This window comes from Thermobifida cellulosilytica TB100 (genome assembly GCF_001517975.1).
GTDB lineage: Bacteria > Actinomycetota > Actinomycetes > Streptosporangiales > Streptosporangiaceae > Thermobifida > Thermobifida cellulosilytica.
In genome coordinates, this window is sequence record NZ_KQ950182.1 from 116,156 (window position 1) to 133,853 (window position 17,698).

The 17,698-nt window shown below is 70.5% G+C and carries 17 protein-coding genes and 1 CRISPR repeat array; of the genes, 7 read left to right on the top strand and 10 right to left on the bottom strand.

Annotation, left to right across the window (positions count from 1 at the left end):
- Positions 1-46 precede the first annotated feature (46 nt).
- The 3 genes from AC529_RS10665 to AC529_RS10675 all read right to left on the bottom strand — a co-directional run bounded on the left by AC529_RS10665 (position 47) and on the right by AC529_RS10675 (position 3,810).
- Positions 47-1,519, bottom strand: coding sequence for an endo-1,4-beta-xylanase (locus AC529_RS10665; RefSeq protein WP_068756194.1), 1,473 nt, complete (start codon positions 1,517-1,519; stop codon positions 47-49).
- Positions 1,520-1,694: 175 nt separating this feature from the next.
- Positions 1,695-2,120, bottom strand: coding sequence for a D-aminoacyl-tRNA deacylase (gene dtd, locus AC529_RS10670; RefSeq protein WP_068756196.1), 426 nt, complete (start codon positions 2,118-2,120; stop codon positions 1,695-1,697).
- 13 nt (positions 2,121-2,133) lie between these two features.
- A complete protein-coding gene (locus AC529_RS10675; RefSeq protein ID WP_232306689.1) occupies positions 2,134-3,810 on the bottom strand; it encodes a DUF2207 domain-containing protein in 1,677 nt (558 codons plus the stop codon).
- A 233-nt stretch (positions 3,811-4,043) separates the two neighbouring features.
- Here AC529_RS10675 and AC529_RS10680 point away from each other — a divergent pair, with 233 nt between their 5' ends.
- Together AC529_RS10680 and AC529_RS10685 are read left to right on the top strand one after the other, a co-directional pair.
- On the top strand, positions 4,044-5,003 hold the full coding sequence (locus AC529_RS10680) for a neutral zinc metallopeptidase (RefSeq protein ID WP_232306690.1): 960 nt from the start codon (positions 4,044-4,046) through the stop codon (positions 5,001-5,003).
- Between the two features lie 32 nt (positions 5,004-5,035).
- The gene (locus tag AC529_RS10685; protein ID WP_068756203.1) at positions 5,036-5,965 is read left to right on the top strand and encodes a neutral zinc metallopeptidase; all 930 of its coding nucleotides are present in this window, start codon (positions 5,036-5,038) and stop codon (positions 5,963-5,965) included.
- Between the two features lies 1 nt (position 5,966).
- Here AC529_RS10685 and AC529_RS10690 read toward each other — a convergent pair whose 3' ends face one another.
- The 5 genes from AC529_RS10690 to AC529_RS10710 form a co-directional block, all read right to left on the bottom strand.
- Positions 5,967-6,281 (bottom strand): DUF2516 family protein, encoded by a 315-nt coding sequence (locus AC529_RS10690; RefSeq protein ID WP_083948121.1) that lies wholly within the window; start codon positions 6,279-6,281, stop codon positions 5,967-5,969.
- Between the two features lie 91 nt (positions 6,282-6,372).
- On the bottom strand, positions 6,373-7,317 hold the full coding sequence (locus AC529_RS10695; protein WP_068756204.1) for a M56 family metallopeptidase: 945 nt from the start codon (positions 7,315-7,317) through the stop codon (positions 6,373-6,375).
- A 4-nt stretch (positions 7,318-7,321) separates the two neighbouring features.
- A complete protein-coding gene (locus tag AC529_RS10700) occupies positions 7,322-7,699 on the bottom strand; it encodes a BlaI/MecI/CopY family transcriptional regulator (protein WP_083948122.1) in 378 nt (125 codons plus the stop codon).
- A 330-nt stretch (positions 7,700-8,029) separates the two neighbouring features.
- On the bottom strand, positions 8,030-8,227 hold the full coding sequence (locus tag AC529_RS10705) for a DUF397 domain-containing protein (RefSeq protein ID WP_068756206.1): 198 nt from the start codon (positions 8,225-8,227) through the stop codon (positions 8,030-8,032).
- Entirely contained in the window at positions 8,220-9,089 is an 870-nt protein-coding gene (locus AC529_RS10710; RefSeq protein ID WP_068756208.1) for a DUF5753 domain-containing protein, read from the bottom strand. The genes AC529_RS10705 and AC529_RS10710 overlap by 8 nt, the downstream gene beginning before the upstream one ends.
- Positions 9,090-9,543: 454 nt before the next feature.
- Between AC529_RS10710 and AC529_RS21170 the strand changes: the two genes are divergently transcribed.
- A complete protein-coding gene (locus tag AC529_RS21170) occupies positions 9,544-9,672 on the top strand; it encodes a hypothetical protein (protein WP_269745539.1) in 129 nt (42 codons plus the stop codon).
- A 214-nt stretch (positions 9,673-9,886) separates the two neighbouring features.
- Positions 9,887-10,063 carry a hypothetical protein gene (locus AC529_RS20125; RefSeq protein ID WP_157080184.1) on the top strand — a complete coding sequence of 59 codons (177 nt, stop codon included), beginning with the start codon at positions 9,887-9,889 and terminating at the stop codon, positions 10,061-10,063.
- A gap of 590 nt (positions 10,064-10,653) precedes the next feature.
- Positions 10,654-12,390: direct repeats of the CRISPR family, unit length 29 nt; unit sequence GTGCTCCCCACGCACGTGGGGATGGTCCG.
- A 114-nt stretch (positions 12,391-12,504) separates the two neighbouring features.
- Here AC529_RS20125 and AC529_RS10720 read toward each other — a convergent pair.
- Positions 12,505-12,744: a hypothetical protein gene (locus AC529_RS10720; RefSeq protein ID WP_068756210.1), complete on the bottom strand. Its 240-nt coding sequence runs from the start codon at positions 12,742-12,744 to the stop codon at positions 12,505-12,507.
- A gap of 106 nt (positions 12,745-12,850) precedes the next feature.
- A complete protein-coding gene (locus tag AC529_RS10725; RefSeq protein WP_068756212.1) occupies positions 12,851-14,896 on the bottom strand; it encodes an N-acetylmuramoyl-L-alanine amidase in 2,046 nt (681 codons plus the stop codon).
- Positions 14,897-15,043: 147 nt separating this feature from the next.
- On the opposite strand from AC529_RS10725, the gene AC529_RS10730 reads away from it, so the two are divergent.
- The 3 genes from AC529_RS10730 to AC529_RS10740 all read left to right on the top strand — a co-directional run bounded on the left by AC529_RS10730 (position 15,044) and on the right by AC529_RS10740 (position 17,628).
- Positions 15,044-15,568: an O-acetyl-ADP-ribose deacetylase gene (locus AC529_RS10730; protein ID WP_068756214.1), complete on the top strand. Its 525-nt coding sequence runs from the start codon at positions 15,044-15,046 to the stop codon at positions 15,566-15,568.
- A gap of 162 nt (positions 15,569-15,730) precedes the next feature.
- Complete coding sequence (gene mshA, locus AC529_RS10735) at positions 15,731-17,035, top strand: D-inositol-3-phosphate glycosyltransferase (RefSeq protein WP_068756216.1); 1,305 nt, start codon at positions 15,731-15,733, stop codon at positions 17,033-17,035.
- Positions 17,036-17,112: 77 nt separating this feature from the next.
- Positions 17,113-17,628, top strand: a complete 516-nt coding sequence (locus AC529_RS10740) for a YbjN domain-containing protein (protein ID WP_068756218.1) — start codon at positions 17,113-17,115, stop codon at positions 17,626-17,628.
- Positions 17,629-17,698 lie beyond the last annotated feature (70 nt).

Here is a 17,698-nt window from a genome sequence, read left to right on the forward strand (position 1 = left end):
GGTGCGGCGGCCCCTGAGCCGTCTCAGACGGTGGTCAGTTCACCGGTCAGGAGCAGACGTTGCCGTTGAGGGTGAACTGGTTGGGAGCCGAGACGTTGCCGTTCTTGCCCGCGACGAAGCCGAGCTCGGCTCTCTGGCCGGGCTGGATGGTCGGGTTCCAGGACGGGGCGCGCACGGTGAACTGCGAGCCGTTCTGGGTCCAGTCGCCGTTCCAGCCGTTGTTGAGGTACACGTTGGGCAGGCTGAACTGGAGGGTCCAGTTGTTGATCGGCGAGGAGCCGGTGTTCCTGATGTAGATGGCGCCCTGGAAGCCGTTGCCCCAGTCGTTGACCACGACGTAGTCCACGTCGCAGGGACCGCTCGGACCGCCCGGGTCGCTGCCGCCCGGGTCGCTGCCGCCGGGGTCGCTACCGCCCGGGTCGCTGCCACCGGGGTCGCTGCCGCCCGGGTCGTCGTTGCCGCCGAGGGCCTCGTAGACCGCGTACCAGGCGGGCTTGCGGTTGTACTGGCCGTCGTAGAGGAGCGGGGCGCCCTCGCCGCTGAAGGTGTAGGGGACCCAGGAGCGCTCGTCGTCGATGCCCCAGACGGTGATGCCGATGCAGCGGCTCACGGCCAGGCAGGCGTTCACCACGGTCTTGTAGTCGTTGGCCTGCTGCTGGAGCTTGGCGCTGTTCGCGGGCATCTGCATGCGGATGTCCAGCTCGGTGATCGCCACGTCCAGGCCCAGGTCGGCGAAGCGCTGGATGTTCTGCTGGAACGTGGACGGCACCTGGCCGACGATCAGGTGGCTCTGGATGCCGATGCCGTGGATGGGCACGCCCCGGTTGAGCAGGTCGACCACCAGGTTGTACAGGCCGTTGCTCTTCGCGTTGATGCCCTCGATGTTGTAGTCGTTGATGTAGAGCTTGGCGTTCGGGTCGACCTCGTGGGCCTTGCGGAACGCGTACTCGATGTAGTTGCGTCCCATGCCCTGGTACCAGATCGAGTTGCGGAACGTGCCGTCCTCGTTGAACGCCTCGTTGACCACGTCCCAGGCGTAGAGGTCACCCCGGTAGCGGCCGGCCACCACCTCGATGTGGTTCTCCATGAGGGAGCGGAGCTGGGTGCCGTTGAAGCCGCCGTTGTTCAGCCAGGACGGGAGCTGGCTGTGCCAGACCAGGGTGTGCCCGCGCACGATCTGGTTGTTGGCCTTGGCGAAGTTGATGATGGAGTCGGCCGGGGCCCAGTTGTACTGTCCCCGCTGCGGCTCCAGCGACTCCCACTTCATCTCGTTCTCGTGGGTGACCGCGCTGAACTGGGCGGCCGCGATGCTGCGGTACTGGGAGTCGCTGTTGAGCGGGTTGACGGTGAGGGCGGTGCCGAAGTGGCGTCCGCCCTTCTGGGCGGCCAGCTCCCGCAGGGTCGACTCAGCCTGCGCGGGGGAGGCCGTGACCAGCAGGCCGGCTGCAGTCAGGGCCGATGTGAGGAGGAGGCCGAGCGAGCGTCTGACTCGCCCGGTGCGGTGACGGGTCTCCGTCATCGACTGTGTTTCCTTTCGCGCGACGGTTGCTCTGTAGCGCGACCGACTGCCCCCTCAGACTGCGTCGGTCAGGCCATACTTCGGGAGCGCTCCCAAGTGCGACCGGTGACAAATCTAACACGTTAGGTATCGGAGTGGAAGATCGTCTTTACCGTACTAATACGTCCGATCACTCCTAGATCTCGACCAGGACGGTGAACGGTCCCTCGTTGACCAACTCCACCGACATCTGCGCCCCGAACACCCCGGTCTCCACCCGCGCGCCCAGCCCGCGCAGCTCCTTGACCACCTGGTCCACCAGCGGCTCGGCCACCGGCCCGGGCGCAGCCGCCTGCCAGGTGGGACGCCGCCCCTTGCGGGCGTCCCCGTACAGCGTGAACTGGCTGACCACCAGCAGCGGCGCCCCCACGTCGGAGCACGACTTCTCGTCCTCCAGGATCCGCAGCGTCCACAGCTTCCGCGCCAGCTTGGCCGCCTCCGCGGGACCGTCGCCGTGCGTCACCCCCACCAGCGCCAGCAGCCCCGGCTCCGCGATCGCTCCGACCACCTCGCCGTCGACCGTCACCGAGGCGCGGCTGACCCGCTGCACCACCGCACGCATGAGACTGCTCCTCTCAGATCAGGGAACGGAACTGCCGGGTGTTGGAGATGACCCCCGACAGGGTCAGGGTGAACGCCTTGATCGAGTCGGCGAAGTCCCCCAACGTCCAGTCCTGCGGCCCCCGGTACCAGAACAGCCCCTGCTCCGGCGACTCCTCCGCCCCGGCCGCCGCCAGGATCCGCGCCCAGTGCTCGACGTTGTCGAAGATGATCGCGTACGGCAGGTAGCGGGAGAACACGTGCACCCGCCGCTCGGCCGGGATGTCGTCGACCCGCGCCCGCAGCAGGTACGCCCGGAACCCCGCCACGTGCGCGAACACCGCACTGCCCAGCTTCGTCTTGGCGGGCATGTACTGCGCCCCCACGGTCACCGCCGCCCCCGCGATCACCAGCGCCAGACCCGTGAACGCCGCATGGGTGAAGATCGCCAGCAGCACGGTGACCAGCCCGCCCAGCAGGGTCAGCACGATCCCCACCGTCGTCCACTGGCTGCGCTCCCGGTTGGGACGCCGCGCGAACCACTTCAACCGCACCATGTCGCGGTACAGCTCCTCGCGCACGTCGGCCAGTTGGACCGAGAAGTCCTCGCCCAGCTCCGACAGCCGGGTCTGCGGCCCCTTCGGGAACAGCGCGTCCAACAGCAGCCGCTCGTAGGGCAGCAGCGTCTCCTCGCCGCGCTGCCCGGTACGGGTCAGCAGCCAGTCCGCCGACGAGTACCGCCGCTCGTGCGGCAGCTCCTCGATCCGCAGGTACCCGCGCACCGCCAGGTCCACCACGGTCGCGGTGATGTCCACCACGTCGGCCTGCTCGTCGATGAGCGTGCCGATCTGCCCCGGGTGCACGTTGTCCGGAGGCTGGAAACGCAGGTGCCCGCCCACCCCCGCCTCCACCGGCGCCTGGTCGGCCTTGCGCGCCTCCGACCGCAGCGCCCGCTCGTCCCGGTCGCGCACCCAGATCAGCAGGACCAGCCCGCCGACCAGCACCACCAGCAGCAGCCCGAACACCCCCGCCGTCACCGGGGTGATCGCGAACGCCGAGGTCAAGGACCAGGAACGGGACAGCATCAGGGTGCTCTGCGCGGTCTGCCCCGGATAGCTCACCACGATGTCGAACGTCTGCCCCGGCTCCAGGTCGGCCTGCATGAAGTGGGCCACCAGCGCCTCGGGACCGCCCATGTTCGACGACGTGCAGTAGATCGAGCTGCGCGGCTCACCCGCCGCGCACGACAGCGCCTGCGGCCGGTCCGGGGCGTCCACGACCACCCGCGTCTCCTCCACGGTCTCGCTGTAGCCCCCGACGACCGTCCACTCCAGCTCCAACCGGTCGCCGACCTCGCTGACCGTGCCGTCGACCCGGTAGTCCAGGATGACGACCTCCGCACCGCCCACAGCCAGGGTGGCGGCCATGGCGGTGTCGTCCTCGACGAGCGAGACCTCCACCGGCCTGCCGTCCCCGCCCTGCGCAGTCAGACCACTCACCCCGTACAACCGGTCGTGGTCGGTGTCGTAGGGCTCCCGCAGCAGGAAGGTCCGGGTGAACTCCTCCGGACCGCCGCCCCCGAAGGTGATCCGCTCCTCGGCGTGCAGCACCCCCTTCTCGTCCAGCCGCAGCGAGATCACGTTGAGGATCTGCCCGTCAGCGATCTCGTCCTGTTGGATGGTGTGCGTCTGCGGATCGTGGGGAGCAGACACCCCCGACAGCGCACCGGTGGACAGAACGACGGCAGCAACACCGAGAAGAGCCGCCCCCGTCGCGGTTCCCGCCATCGTCACCCCGCCTTGGTCACCTGAGCCACATCACACCCGTGAGCCTACCGACCATGGCCGGGGGCGGTCGCATGCAGGAGACCGGGCAGAAGACACCCCTTTCGCCCAGGCATAATCGAAAAGTCACCCCGGCGGGACGAGGAGTGGGGAAACAGCGGGTGCGCAAACGGAGCAACCCGGCAACGGCCGGCAGGTGGAGGCAGGGCAGCGAGTACATGCTGCCCAGCCGCGTGGGCCGTGCCCGGCCGCGCCCCCTGGGCATCGGGGTCTCCGCGGTCGTGGTCATGGGCCTGGCCGCCGTCGCCCTGGCCGGATTCGTCCTGATGGCCTCCCTCTTCGACCCCAAACCCGGCCCGGTCGTGGGCGTGAGCGGAACCTCCACCGACTCCGCGTCCTCCACCCAGGACGGGCGGCACCGCGACGTGCTGGCCGCCAACCCCCTCTACCTCAGCGGCGAACTGGGATCGGTCACCTGCCCCGCCCCCGAGACCGACCCCCACGACCCCGCCTCCATGGAGAACTTCCTCCACGAGGTCACCGACTGCCTCGACGAGGCGTGGGGCGGCCACCTCACCGAGGCGGGACTGGAGTTCGAACCGCCCAACCGGGTCTACTGGTACACATCAGGCCAGAGCCCCTGCGGCACCTACCCGCTCGAAGGAACCTCGGCGTTCTACTGCCACGCCAACAAGGGGCTGTACCTCGGGGTGGAGGACATCGTGACCAACTCCGCCAGCAGCGACCGCACCGCCGCCTACGCCTTCCTCCTCGGCCACGAGTACAGCCACCACGTGCAGGGCGAGGCCGGAATCCTCACCCAGCACCCGGACACCCAGAACGGCGCCGGCAGCAGCCGCCGCGACGAGTGGAGCCGCCGCAGCGAACTCCAGGCCAACTGCCTGAGCGGGGTGTTCCTGGGAGCCGTGGAGAGCAGCTTCCCCATCGAGGAGGCCCAGCGCGAGGAGATCCTCCGGGACGCCGAACTCCGCGCCGACCGCGACGACGAGCACACCCACGGCAACGACGCCAACAGCCGGATGTGGACCGAGCACGGCATGGACCGCCGGGACCCCGCAGCCTGCAACACCTGGGAAGCCGAGGAGGAACTGGTCGACTGACCGGCGCGCCGCCGGACCGGCCAGGACGCGAAGTGGAACGGGGACACCACCGGACAGCGAAGCGCGGGGCGCGCGGCGCCCGCCCCGCGGCACTGGGCGCGACGGCCCTGGCCCTCGCCCTCCTCACCGGATGCGCCCCCGCCACCACCGGCACCCCCGCACCGGCCCCCGCCCCCCAACAGCAGGCGTCCTCCTCCGCCGACCCCCACCGCAGGCCCGACAGCGGCCTGGGAGCCGACTTCACCGGCGAGAGCGTGATCAAGCACAACCCGCTCTACGCCACCGGCCGCCTGTCCCCGCTGCCCTGCCCCGCCCTCGAACTCGACGTCCACGACGCCGAGTCCATGGAACGCTTCCTCAACGCCGTCACCGACTGCCTGGACCAGGCGTGGACCGTCCAGTTCGCCAAGGCGGGACTGGAGTTCGAACCCCCGCAGCGGGTCTACTGGACCGAGCCCGGCACCAGCCCGTGCCGCGACTACCCCTCCGCCGCCGGCGGCTTCTACTGCCGCGCCAGCAAGAGCGTCTACCTCGGCGTCCACGACATCGCCGAGAAGTGGAGCCACAGCCCCGACAGCGTCGTCTACGCCTCCCTGCTCGCCCACGAGTACGGCCACCACGTGCAGGGCGAGGCCGGAATCCTCGACTACTACCACGAGCGGCGCCGCCAGGAGACCGACCCGGTCGAACGGAACGCCTGGACCCGCCGCGGCGAACTCCAGGCCAACTGCCTGGCCGGAGTCTTCCTCGGCTCGGTGGCCGTCACCTACCCGATCGGCGAGGAGGAGCGCCGCGTCCTGCTCCAGGACGCCGCCGCCACCGCCGACCGGGCGGACAGCACCGACGCCGAACGCACCCACGGCTCGGCCGAGAACAGCGCCCTGTGGCTGGAGCGGGGACTGGACTACCAGACCCCCGGCTCCTGCAACACCTGGACCGCCGAGGACGACCTCGTCCAGTAGGTCACCAGGGACCGTAGGGGCCCTCGCCCCCGGAACGGCCGATCTGACGGACCGCGGGACGCACGTCGATCAGGAAGATCAGCGCCGCGACCAGCGCCAGGATCGTCAGGAAGGCGAACATGCCCAGGAACGCGGCCAGCGACACCACCGTGCCCGCGCTGAGCACCCCCACCCACAGCCCCTTGGTCTGCTTGTCCATGGCCGGGAACGCCTGCGCGGGAGTGCGGGCCGCCTCGATCAGTGAGTACAGCGACATCACGAAGGTCGCCAGGTAGAGGACCCTGAAGAGCAGATCGAAGAACCCAATGACTTGCACGCGAGCCCCCGGCTGTCGTCGTGGGAGAACCTTGCCTTCAGAGTAAACGCGCAGCGGCCGCGAAACGTGCCCTCCACGGCCGCCGCCCTCGTCACATCGGCAGGTGCCACAGGGTCAGGGTCGACGCCATCAGCGCCACCGACCCGCTCAGCACGGCCGCGGTGGCGCGCCGCGACAACTGCACCGGGTTCAGCAGCCGCGACACCCGGGCCAGCACCTCCGGCTGCTGCTCGTTGGGGACCACCGCCATTGCCCCGGCCGGAACCGCCGCACCGCCCGCGGCCCCGAAACGCACCAGCGCCGTCGCCAGCTCCCGCGGGGAGTGGTGACGGCGGGCGTGGTCGTCGGCGCACATCTCGATGAGCAGCGCCACCGCGTTGTAACAGCGCTCCATGATCCGCACCCGCGGGAAGGCGCGCTTCAGCGACGAGAACGGAAGAAGCACGAGGTCGTGCCGCTGGCGCAGGTGCGCGTGCTCGTGGGCCAGCACCGCGGCCAGCTCCCGGCGGTCCAGCACCTCCAGCGCCCCCGCGCTGATGACGATCTGCGGGTTCAGCACACCGGGCAGGCAGTAGGCCGCAGCGGCCGGATGGTCGAGCACCCGGGCCCCGGGGACCTCCGGGTGTTCGTGGGCGACCAGTTCGAGAAGGGCGCGGTGGCGGCGGCGCGTCCGCACCACCTGGAGGAAGGAGACCGCCAGACCCCAGAAGAGCACCAGGGTCAGCAGCACCGCCGCGACGAGCGCGGCCACCCGGGTGGCGGCGAAGTGCCCCTCGGACAGGACGTCCAGCCGCAGGCCGTTCGCGGCGGCGTCGCGCACGAGGGCGGTCAGGCCGTGCAGCACTCCCAGACCGTAGGGGGCCAGGCCGAAGGCCAGCAGGGCGCCGATGGTGGACACGCCCCACGCCAGCCCCAGCGCCTGCCAGGCGACCACGGCGACGTGCGGGCCCCGGGAAGGCCACCGGGCGCTCAACAGGAGGTGGGCGGCGATGAGACAGCCGACCGCGATCGCTGTGAGCAGTGCGGCAACGACCATGCGGCTACATCCTTGATCTGTCGCTTTCCCCGTGGTTCTCCGCGAGGAGGCGGCGAAGTAGTTCGGCCTCCGCGCCGCTCATCGAGCGCACGAAAGCAGCAAGGGCGGCGTCGCGGTCACCGGTCTGGCCGAGCGCGTCGTGCATCAGCTCCGAGACGTAGGCCTCCCGGCTGGCTGCCGGACGGTAGCGCCACGCGCGGCCCTCCCGGGTGCGGGTCACGACACCCTTCTTGGCGAGTCGGTCGAGCACCGTCATGACGGTCGTGTGCGCGAGGTCGCGGTCAGCCAGAGCGCGGCCCACTTCCCGAACCGTCATGGGCTCGGTTCGTTCCCACAGTACATCCATCACCGCGCGTTCAAGGTCGCCGAGCCTGTTCTTCATAGAGGCCAGTTTACCGGCGGTAGTACTACACGCTGTAGGACCCCCTGTTCAGGGGAGGACTCCCCTGGTGCAACAAGGGACCGAAGTCCTCTCTTCCCCTCCTTCCGCACCGGAGCGGGGACCGCCCGGACCCGGCCCGGCCTGCCGGGACCGGGCAAGGAGGGCGGGACCCAAGAGTTCGCCGCGATTTCGGAGAACTCCCCTCACGCTCGGGCGCGGACGGATAACATGGCGTCAGCCGGAATCAAAAGGGGAAAGTTCGGCGCTCTCCAAAGGTTCAGCACCGGGAAAGCCCTCACTGCTCGCAGTGGGGGCTTTTCTTCGTCCGCGCTACAGGCGGCCGGTCTTCACGGCGTCCACGAACGCACGCCACTCGGCGGCGGGGAACACGAGGTACCCCGCATCGGGGTGCTTGGAGTCGCGCACAGCAGCCGCACCCGGCAGGTCGGCGACTTCGACGCAGTCCTGCCCGCGGGCAGTCGTGTAGGAGGATCTCCGAAACGCCAGCGAATCGGGGGCTTCAGGCACGGGCGGTCCCTTCGGTCTGCCTCAGGAGGTCGCCCATCCACGCTAGCGACTCGTCCACGCTCAACGCCTGCGCCTGTAGGACGTCGAACACGGTCGCGTAGTGCTCCACCTCGGCCGGGTCCTCGGGGAACAGCCCCGACAGGGAGTGCTCCAGGTACACCACCGACGGGTCACCGGAGAAATCCAGGAGGACGAACGAGCCGCTGGTTCCCGCGTGCAGCCCTGCCTCGTAGGGCAGCACCTGAACGCGCAGAGTCGGCCGCTGCACGTCGATCAGGTGACGCAGTTGCTCCGCTCGCAGCTCTGCGGGGATCCGGTGGAACGCGGCCTCGTCCACGACGGCCCACAGGTGAGGTGCATCCGGTTCGGACAGGCGGTGCTGGCGCATCATCCGTGCCTCTACCCGGCGCTCGATCTCGCGGTCATCGGTAACACCGCCGCCGCGTATGATCGCGCGGGCGTACTCCTCGGTCTGCAACAGGCCGGGAATGGCCAACGCCTGGTAGGTGCGGATCCGTGATGCCTCTGTCTCCAGGTCGACATAGGCGCCGGTGCCCAGGATGTCCCGATAGCCAACCCACCAACCGCTCTGGCTCGCCTCCAGAGCGAGCCGGACGAACGCGTCCCGCTCGCGCTTGTCCGTGACCTTGTAGACATCCAGCAGCGTCAGCACGTCGTCGCTCTGGAGTCTTTTCCACTCCCGGTTCTCGATGCGGACCACCTTGGCGGCCGACCACGGTCTGTCCGGGCGCTTGGCCTTGGCCTCTCGGGCCGCAGCCTCAGCGGTCAACCCTGACTCCAGGCGCAGCATGTGGAGTTGTGCGGAGAGTCGTCGCCTGCGGAGCGTGGGGCTGGAGGCCAACTCGGGACTCCTCGGATCAGCACGTCTGGGTCGGCACGATCCTACGTCAGGAGTGCTGATTTCCGACATTCGGTGCACCATTCACTAGTCGTGCATATATCTGACTGATTGAGAGATTCAAGAAACTTGAATATTGCAAGTTATCTGGATGCGAGGCAACATGGAAACAGTTGGAACCGAGTCCGCCGGGCCCTGTCCGGCACCGCCCCCCGGAGGAGCTCATGCTGCTGCATCTGCTGATGCTGCCCATTGCGCTGCTCAGCACACTGTTCTCACCGGCCCCGCCGCCTCCCGCCGCCGCAGCCACGCGCGTCCCCCGCCCTGCCACTTCTGTTCCGGAGCCTCGGCGCCAGGCCCGCCGCGTCCCCCGCGCATCCCGGACTACCCGGAGTTCGCGGCGGTCGCGGTCCGCCACGCGCCGCTGTGGGAGGTCACCTACGACCACGGCAGCCCGGTGCCGTATGCGGCCCGCAACCGGGTCACCGCCCACCGGGTCGCGGTCAACGACGTGGAGCTGCTGGACCACGTCCTGACCGAGTACCAGCCCCCGCACGGCGTGCGCTGCTACCTGACCCGCACCTGAGAAACCCCCGACCCCCTGCCGCCCCCACGCCCCCCTTCGCCCAGGTCGACCCCGGACCGGGACGGCCCGGCCTGAACCTGTGCCGCGCTGTCGCGCCCCTGTTCCCGCACCCTGCCGTCCGCACCGGCAGGACCTGGCGCGCCTTGTGGCCCGTGAACTTTGCATTCGAGTTGAGGAGAGGACTGGTGGCGGACTACACCCTCACCCCGACCAGATGGCGCTGCTGGCCGACGGCTGTGCCTATGTGGAGGAGCACGAGCGCGGGGTGGCCGTGGTGCTCGGCGGGGATCGGCTGATCCTGCCGATGGGCGATCCGGTGCGCACGGTGACCGCGATCGCCAACCTCGACACCCTGCTGGGCGCGGCCCTCAACACCGCCCTGCTGCACTGATGACACCGACACAGCCTCCCCGAGGGGGTCGGGTGCTCCTTCCCCGCCCGCCCCTTCGGGGACCCCAACCGGCCGACAGCCCGGCCACCCGACCACACCCGGGTTCGCCGGGGCTGTCGGCCCCTGCCGGGGGTGCCCTGTGGAGGGGGGCAGGACACCCCGGCCCCCAAGACCCCCAAGACACAGAAGGAGGCAGAGAAGAAGCCACGCAGAGGCGGCATCCGCACCCAGTGACCGTCCCCGCCTGCTTCGGCCGGGAGGCCCGGCAGCCTTGCCCGCCCCTCGGGCGCGGGAGGGACTGTCGGGCGGCGGGTTTCCGGGGGGTGAAGCGCTACGGGAAGCCGACAACCCCTCAGGTACCGGGGCGGCGGTCAAGGCTGCCGGGCCTCCCGGCCGAAGCAGACAGAAGGCTTCCCCGCCCACACCGTCCCCGCCCGGGGGCGTCCTGTCCGCGCCTCCAGACCCCGGCGAACTGGTCGGAACGACGGTGTTCTTCCGTGAATGTGGTCTAGGGTGGAGATGCGGGCTGAGACTGCCTGCAAGGTTGATCACGGTAAGATAACGCCTCGAGAAACCGCAGGTCAGCTTCTGTGCTCCCCACGCACGTGGGGATGGTCCGATCGGCTTCAGGACGTTGTCCCACGCCCACTGGTGCTCCCCACGCACGTGGGGATGGTCCGTATCTGATCGGTCGGGGGTCCCACTTCGGCTTGTGCTCCCCACGCACGTGGGGATGGTCCGTCGCGGCCGGGGCCACCGCCCCGGCCCTGTTCGTGCTCCCCACGCACGTGGGGATGGTCCGACCGCCGTCAACTCCGATGAGCTGGCCGAGGGGTGCTCCCCACGCACGTGGGGATGGTCCGGCGGAACACCGCACCGTGTGGGAGGCACGCGCGTGCTCCCCACGCACGTGGGGATGGTCCGCTGCTGATCCCGTTCCACAGGGAGGAGATCTTGTGCTCCCCACGCACGTGGGGATGGTCCGCACAGCTTCAACGGGGCGGCCGCTCGGAACCGGTGCTCCCCACGCACGTGGGGATGGTCCGACCCGCGTGTCCGAGGCGGGTCTGGCCGCGTAGTGCTCCCCACGCACGTGGGGATGGTCCGTGCTCGCGCGGGAGCTGGTCAAATGGCCTGCTGTGCTCCCCACGCACGTGGGGATGGTCCGCCTGGGGGGTGGCCTGCTCCCCCCCGTCGGCCGTGCTCCCCACGCACGTGGGGATGGTCCGTCCCGGAACCGGTCCTGCTGCTGCTGGTCGTCGTGCTCCCCACGCACGTGGGGATGGTCCGCCCAGGGTCGAGGACGCCAGGGGGTGAGGGCAGTGCTCCCCACGCACGTGGGGATGGTCCGACCCCATGACTACGGAGCGGCCGACCATGCTGGTGCTCCCCACGCACGTGGGGATGGTCCGTCCCCGGACGTGCCCCAGCGGATCTGGCGGCCGTGCTCCCCACGCACGTGGGGATGGTCCGTCCTTCCGGAACTCGATGGATGAGGCGTGGCGCTGCTCCCCACGCACGTGGGGATGGTCCGTCCGCCGCGATCGCGACCGCGGCCACGTAGCCCTGCTCCCCACGCACGTGGGGATGGTCCGCCGAGCCATTCGCGGACCACGCGGAACTCGGCCTGCTCCCCACGCACGTGGGGATGGTCCGCCCTTCGCTTCCGCGGTTTTCCCGGCGAGCGCCTGCTCCCCACGCACGTGGGGATGGTCCGAGCGGACGCGAGTACTGGTTGCAGCTCCAGGACTGCTCCCCACGCACGTGGGGATGGTCCGAAGCGCCGGTTCGAGGCGCGCCCCTACCCGGACTGCTCCCCACGCACGTGGGGATGGTCCGTCCTTCTTGGCCTCGGCCATCTGCCGCGCCTGCTGCTCCCCACGCACGTGGGGATGGTCCGAACGGCCCCGCACTGGTGACTCCACCACCAGCCTGCTCCCCACGCACGTGGGGATGGTCCGCGTTGTCCACTCGCGTGGCTTGAGTACCTGCCCTGCTCCCCACGCACGTGGGGATGGTCCGGCAGCCGGTACGGAATCGTCGGCTGCCCGGGTCTGCTCCCCACGCACGTGGGGATGGTCCGCACTGCTTCCCCGGCGCGGCCGACATGGACATCTGCTCCCCACGCACGTGGGGATGGTCCGAACCGCCGCGGCCGGTCGGGACGGAGGTCGCGCTGCTCCCCACGCACGTGGGGATGGTCCGAAGCGGAGTTATCCAGGCTGCGCTTGGGGTGCCTGCTCCCCACGCACGTGGGGATGGTCCGCACCGCGTGTACTTCAACAACATCGCCGACTACTGCTCCCCACGCACGTGGGGATGGTCCGACGGCCCCGGGGGCCGCGGGGCAGCCTCGTCGTCCCGCGCGTGGGGCGTGCGTGGCCGTCGCGTTGGGAAAGGTCCCCGCCCCACCGGCCGGGGACCTTTCTGTTCCGGTGTGGTCAGGCCAGGTCGTACTTCGGGCGTCCGCGCAGGCCGAGGCCCAGGAGGACGCGGCCGAAGGCGGGGGAGACGTGCTCCTCGAGGAGGCGGACGGCCGTGTAGTAGGCCCCTGCGACGAGGACGGTGACGAGCTCGGTGAGTGCGGCTTCCGGCAGTTCGACGCCGAGGTAGGTGACGGCCAGGGTGCTGAGGGCCCCGACGATGAACGGCACGGTCGTGCGGACGATGGACGTGAGCATGGCGACCTCCCGGTCGACTGGGTGACGGAAACGGGGAGGGGCGAGAGGGGGAGGAAGCCGGAGGAGCTGGATCGGGAGCGGTGCGGTGCGGGACGGCGTCGTCGGGTCAGCGCAGCCAGACGTGTCCCTTGAAGGTGGCGGTGTGCAGGGTGAAGGGCTTCTCGGAGACGTTGTAGACCCGCAGGTCCATGGTGTATCCGTCGGCGATACGGTTGACGATCGAGAACGAGGGGAACGACTTGCCTCCGGTGCCGATCCCCTCGGCGATCGGGTGCAGGCGGTACTTCTTCGTCTTGCGCTCCCAGTCGGCCATGCGCACCTGGACGTCGTCGCCCTCGACCAGGTCGGAGATCTCCAGCCAGAGCGCGCCGTTGAGGTCGCACGGCTTGGTGACGACGGCGAGGCCGTCGTGGTGGGCGATCTGGGCCGTGTCGGTCCACACGGTGTCCCAGCGCAGTGAGACGAACTTGTTGGGTGAGACGACGACGTCCTTGGTCTGGGCCATGTTGAGGTAGTGCGGCACCTCGTTGTCCTCCTCGGTGTTTCCCCACTGTGCGGGCTGGTTGAAGACTCCGTCGCGGACCATCCGGTAGAGCCGGTCGCCGGGACAGCTCGTGGAGATGAAGTCCCGGTGGCCCTTCACCGTGCTCCCGATGGAGGTCTCGGGTTCCATGAGCCACTCGCGCAACTGCCGCACGGCGTTGATCTGGGCGTCGGTGATCGTGTCGGTGGGGCCGGACATGAGCGTCACCGAGTAGTAGGTGGAGTTGCCCCCGGGCTGGGCGGCCTGGGAGCGGTACAGCCCGCGGCCCTCGAACACGTAGCCGTGCGGGCAGGCGCCGAAGCTGTTGCCGGTGAAGTAGACGGTGCCGCGGCGGCGCGCCAGCCAGGTGGCGTTGGGGGTGCGCACGCACCACACGTGCCCGTAGTAGCGCTCCTCGGCGATGGTGAAGGAGCCCGTGCCGGAGGCCGCCGCCCTGGGGGCGAACCCGGTGCCCGGGTGGAGGTCGACCCGCCAGGTGTCGGCCCGGTCCGGGGCGGCGGCCGGGAGGCGGCGCAGCGTGGTGGCGTGCCCCGCCAGGATCGCGGCGAACTGGAAGGCCTCGGCCCGGGCGCGGCCGCGGTGGACGAGGCTCCTGCGGGCACCGGTCCTGCCGGTGGTGCTGCCCGCGAGCAGGGAGGTCTCGACGAACAGGTCGAGCTGGGCCCGGGTCAGCGACCGCAGGAAGGCCGGGGTCGGCGCCCCGCCGGGGAGGTGTTGCAGCAGGGTGCGGGCCGCCTCCGCGGACAGGCGGAACTCCGTGCGGGGGCCGTCGGAGCGCTCCTGCCACTCCGTCCGCCTGTCGGCGGGCAGGTCCGTGCGGGACGCGGGGTCGGTCGGCGGGCCGAACAGGCCGTGCAGGGCCGCTCGGAGGCGCGCGGCCTGCGCCCTCTCCCGTGGTCGCAGGGGCACGTCGGCGCCCCGGCCGTCGTGGTCCTCCGGGTCGTCGGGGAGGCCGGGCCACAGCCAGGCCGCGAGTTCGACGAGGGCGTCCGACCACTTGGGTTCGGCGGGCAGGTCGGCGCAGGGGGCGGCCAGCGGGATGCGGTCCCGGTGGGTGAGGGTCTCGGTGGTGGCCCAGTTCCACTCCCAGCCCTGCGTGGACCGGGAGGCGGCGGGCCGTGCCCGGTCAGGGCTCCTCGTGTGTTCGGCGTCGGCGCGCCGGTGGGCGTGCTCCACGGGCCAGCGGTGCTGGGGGGTGGTCAGCGAGGAGTGGGTGCGCCCCTCCATGCGGATCATGGTGCGGGGCTGTGCGGGGAAGACGTAGACGTCGAGGAGTGGCTGCCACTCGGCCAGGCCCGTGCGGTGGTTGAGGGTGAGCACGGTGTCTCCCGGTCGGACCTCCCGGAAGGTCCGCCAGCCGGTGGAGGTGAGGATCTCGGTCCGCTCGTCGACGCAGTAGCCGATGTCGGCCCAGCCCCGCGACGGTCCGGTGTGGAAGCTGCGGGTGTTCCTCCAGTAGGCGACACACGCCGAGTGGTCCCGGTTGGCGAGGTTCTGGTTGGAGCCGTCGTAGTGGATGACGAGGCCCTGCCTCGGGTTGGCGTAGGAGCCTCCGGAAGCTCCCCAGCCGAGGTCGGAGCGGGAGACGAATCTCTCGGGTTTCGGCATGCATCCCTCCGTCGGGAGAAGCGGTCTTGACCAGGGCTGTTACTAGTTGTTCCGCTGTAGGGGCGGCCTGCTAACCACTTAGGGAGAATGGGTCACTACTCTGTGTAAAAAGACGTGGCCGCAACCCCGCGGGCGTAGCCTGGAGGGGTGGACATCCGACTGGTCCTGGGGGACATCACCGAGCAGCGCGTGGACGCGCTGGTCAACGCGGCCAACTCCAGCCTGTTGGGCGGGGGAGGGGTGGACGGCGCGATCCACCGCCGCGGCGGCCCCGAGATCCTGGCCGAGTGCCGTGCCCTGCGCGCCGGCCGCTACGGCGGCGGGCTTCCGGTGGGGCAGGCGGTGGCCACGACGGCCGGGCGGCTGCCCGCGCGGTGGGTGATCCACACGGTCGGTCCGGTCTACAGCCTGCGGGAGGACCGTTCGGCGCTGCTCGCCTCCTGCCACGTCGAGGCGCTGCGGGTCGCCGACGAGCTGGGCGCGCGCAGTGTGGCCTTTCCGGCGATCTCCACCGGGGCCTACGGGTGGCCGGTGGAGGCCGCCGCGCGGATCGCGCTCGGCGCTGTCCGAAATACTCCGACCAATGTCGAGTATGTGAGCTTTGTTCTTTTCGACACACGGGCGTACGCGGCCTTCGCCGAGGCGTGCCAGGGAACGGTCAAAGAGGCCTGACCTCAGGGGAAAGCGGGAGTCAGGCAAGCCCCACCCCGCCTTCCGGTCCCCTCCGCCTCCGTGGCCAATATGGGAACACTGCGGTCCTTGGCGAATGTTGACCGTTGAGGCCCGTCGGGGACCGCAGTGAGCAGCCGAGGACCGGAAGGGACGGAAAGCCGAGTGGCGTCACAGACTCCGGGTGCGGAGGAGCAGAGCGGGGCCGAGCGGCTCGGCAGGATCGCCGCCATCAGCCTGCACACCTCCCCACTCGACCAGCCCGGGACCGGCGACGCGGGCGGACTGAACGTCTACGTCGTCGAGGTGGCCAAGCGGTTGGCGGAACGCGGCGTCGCCGTCGACGTGTTCACCCGGGCCACCTCCTTCGAGCAGCCCCCCGAGGTCGAGCTGGCCCCCGGGGTCACCGTCCGCAACGTCCCCGCGGGTCCCTACGGCAGGCTCGACAAGACGGCCCTGGTCCGCTACCTGTGCCCGTTCGTCCACGGCCTGCTGCGCGCCCAGGCCGAGGACCTCAACGGGCGCTACGACCTGGTGCACGCCCACTACTGGCTGTCCGGCCAGGCCGGGTGGTCGGCCGCCCGGGAGTGGGGCGTGCCGCTCGTGCACTCCATGCACACCCTGGCCCGGGTGAAGAACCTGTCGCTGGCCGAGGGCGACACCCCGGAGCCGGAGGAGCGGGTGCGGGGCGAGGACGAGCTCGTCGCGCTCGCCGATCGGCTCATCGCCAACACCGACGACGAGGCCGCCCAGCTCGTCCACTACTACGGCGCCTCCCCCGGCCGCATCTCCACCGTCTTCCCCGGCGTGGACCTGGAGACCTTCACCCCCGGCCCGCGCGCCGAGGCGCTGCGCCGCCTGGGGCTGCCCGCAGACACCGCGCTGCTGCTGTTCGTCGGCAGGGTGCAGCGGCTCAAGGCCCCCGACGTGCTGCTGCGCGCGGCGGCCCGGCTGCTGGAGGACGATCCCGGCCTGCGGGACCGCCTCGTCGTCGCGGTCGTGGGCGGCCAGTCCGGCAGCGGCTGCGCCGAGCCGGAGCTGCTGTCCGACCTGGCCCGGTCGCTGGGCATCTCCGACGTGGTGCGCCTGGAGCCGCCGCGTTCGCGCGAGGAGCTGGCCCACTACTACCGGGCGGCCACCGCCACGGTGGTGCCGTCCTACTCGGAGTCCTTCGGCCTGGTCGCGGTGGAGTCCCAGGCGTGCGGGACCCCCGTCGTCGCGGCGCGGGTGGGCGGCCTGCCCACGGCGGTGCGCGACGGCGTGTCCGGGGTGCTCATCGACGGGCACGACCCCGACGACTACGCGCGGGTGCTGCGCCGGATGGTGGCCGAGCCCGCCTGGCGGGACCGCATGGGCGCCGCGGGGGTGCGGCACGCCTCGGGGCTGAGCTGGGAGGCGACCGTCGACGGGCTGATGGCGGCCTACCGCACCACCCTGGCGCGGTACCGCCTGACCGTGCCGTGCCGGTGATCGGAGCGCCGTACGAGGATGGGGACGAAGCCGGGACCCCCGCCCGGCCGAGGACGACGAGAGCCGGAAGGAACCGCATGCCCACACAGGAACAGGTCGACGCGGCCAGCGCGATCGAGACCGCCCTCAAGGAGGCGGAGCTGGAGTACGAGCGGCCCCGCCCCGACGCCTTCCTGGTCACCCTGCCGGGCGAGCGCAAGCTCAAGACGCTGGTGTGGCTGAACATCGGCGAGCACAGCCTGCTGCTCAAGAGCTTCTTCTGCCGGCGTCCCGACGAGAACGAGGGCGAGTTCTACCGCTACCTGATGCGGCGCAGCGCCGACATGTACGGCATGGCGTTCACCGCCGACGAGGTGGGCGACGTCTACATCACCGGTCGGCTGCCGCTGACGGGGATCACGCCGCGGGAGGTGGACCGGCTGCTCGGGTGCGTGCTCTCCTACTCCGACGACAACTTCAACCCGGCGCTGGAGCGCGGGTTCGCCACGGCGATCCGCAAGGAGTGGGCGTGGCGCACCAAGCGCGGGGTGAGCCGGCGCAACCTGAAGGCCTTCCGCCACCTGGTGGAGCAGGGGCCCGACGGGGAAGGGTGAAGGCCCGGGGAATTGGCGTAGACCAATCGGTGCCCCGCGCGTTCGCGGGACGGGCGGGTCGCTAGGCTGA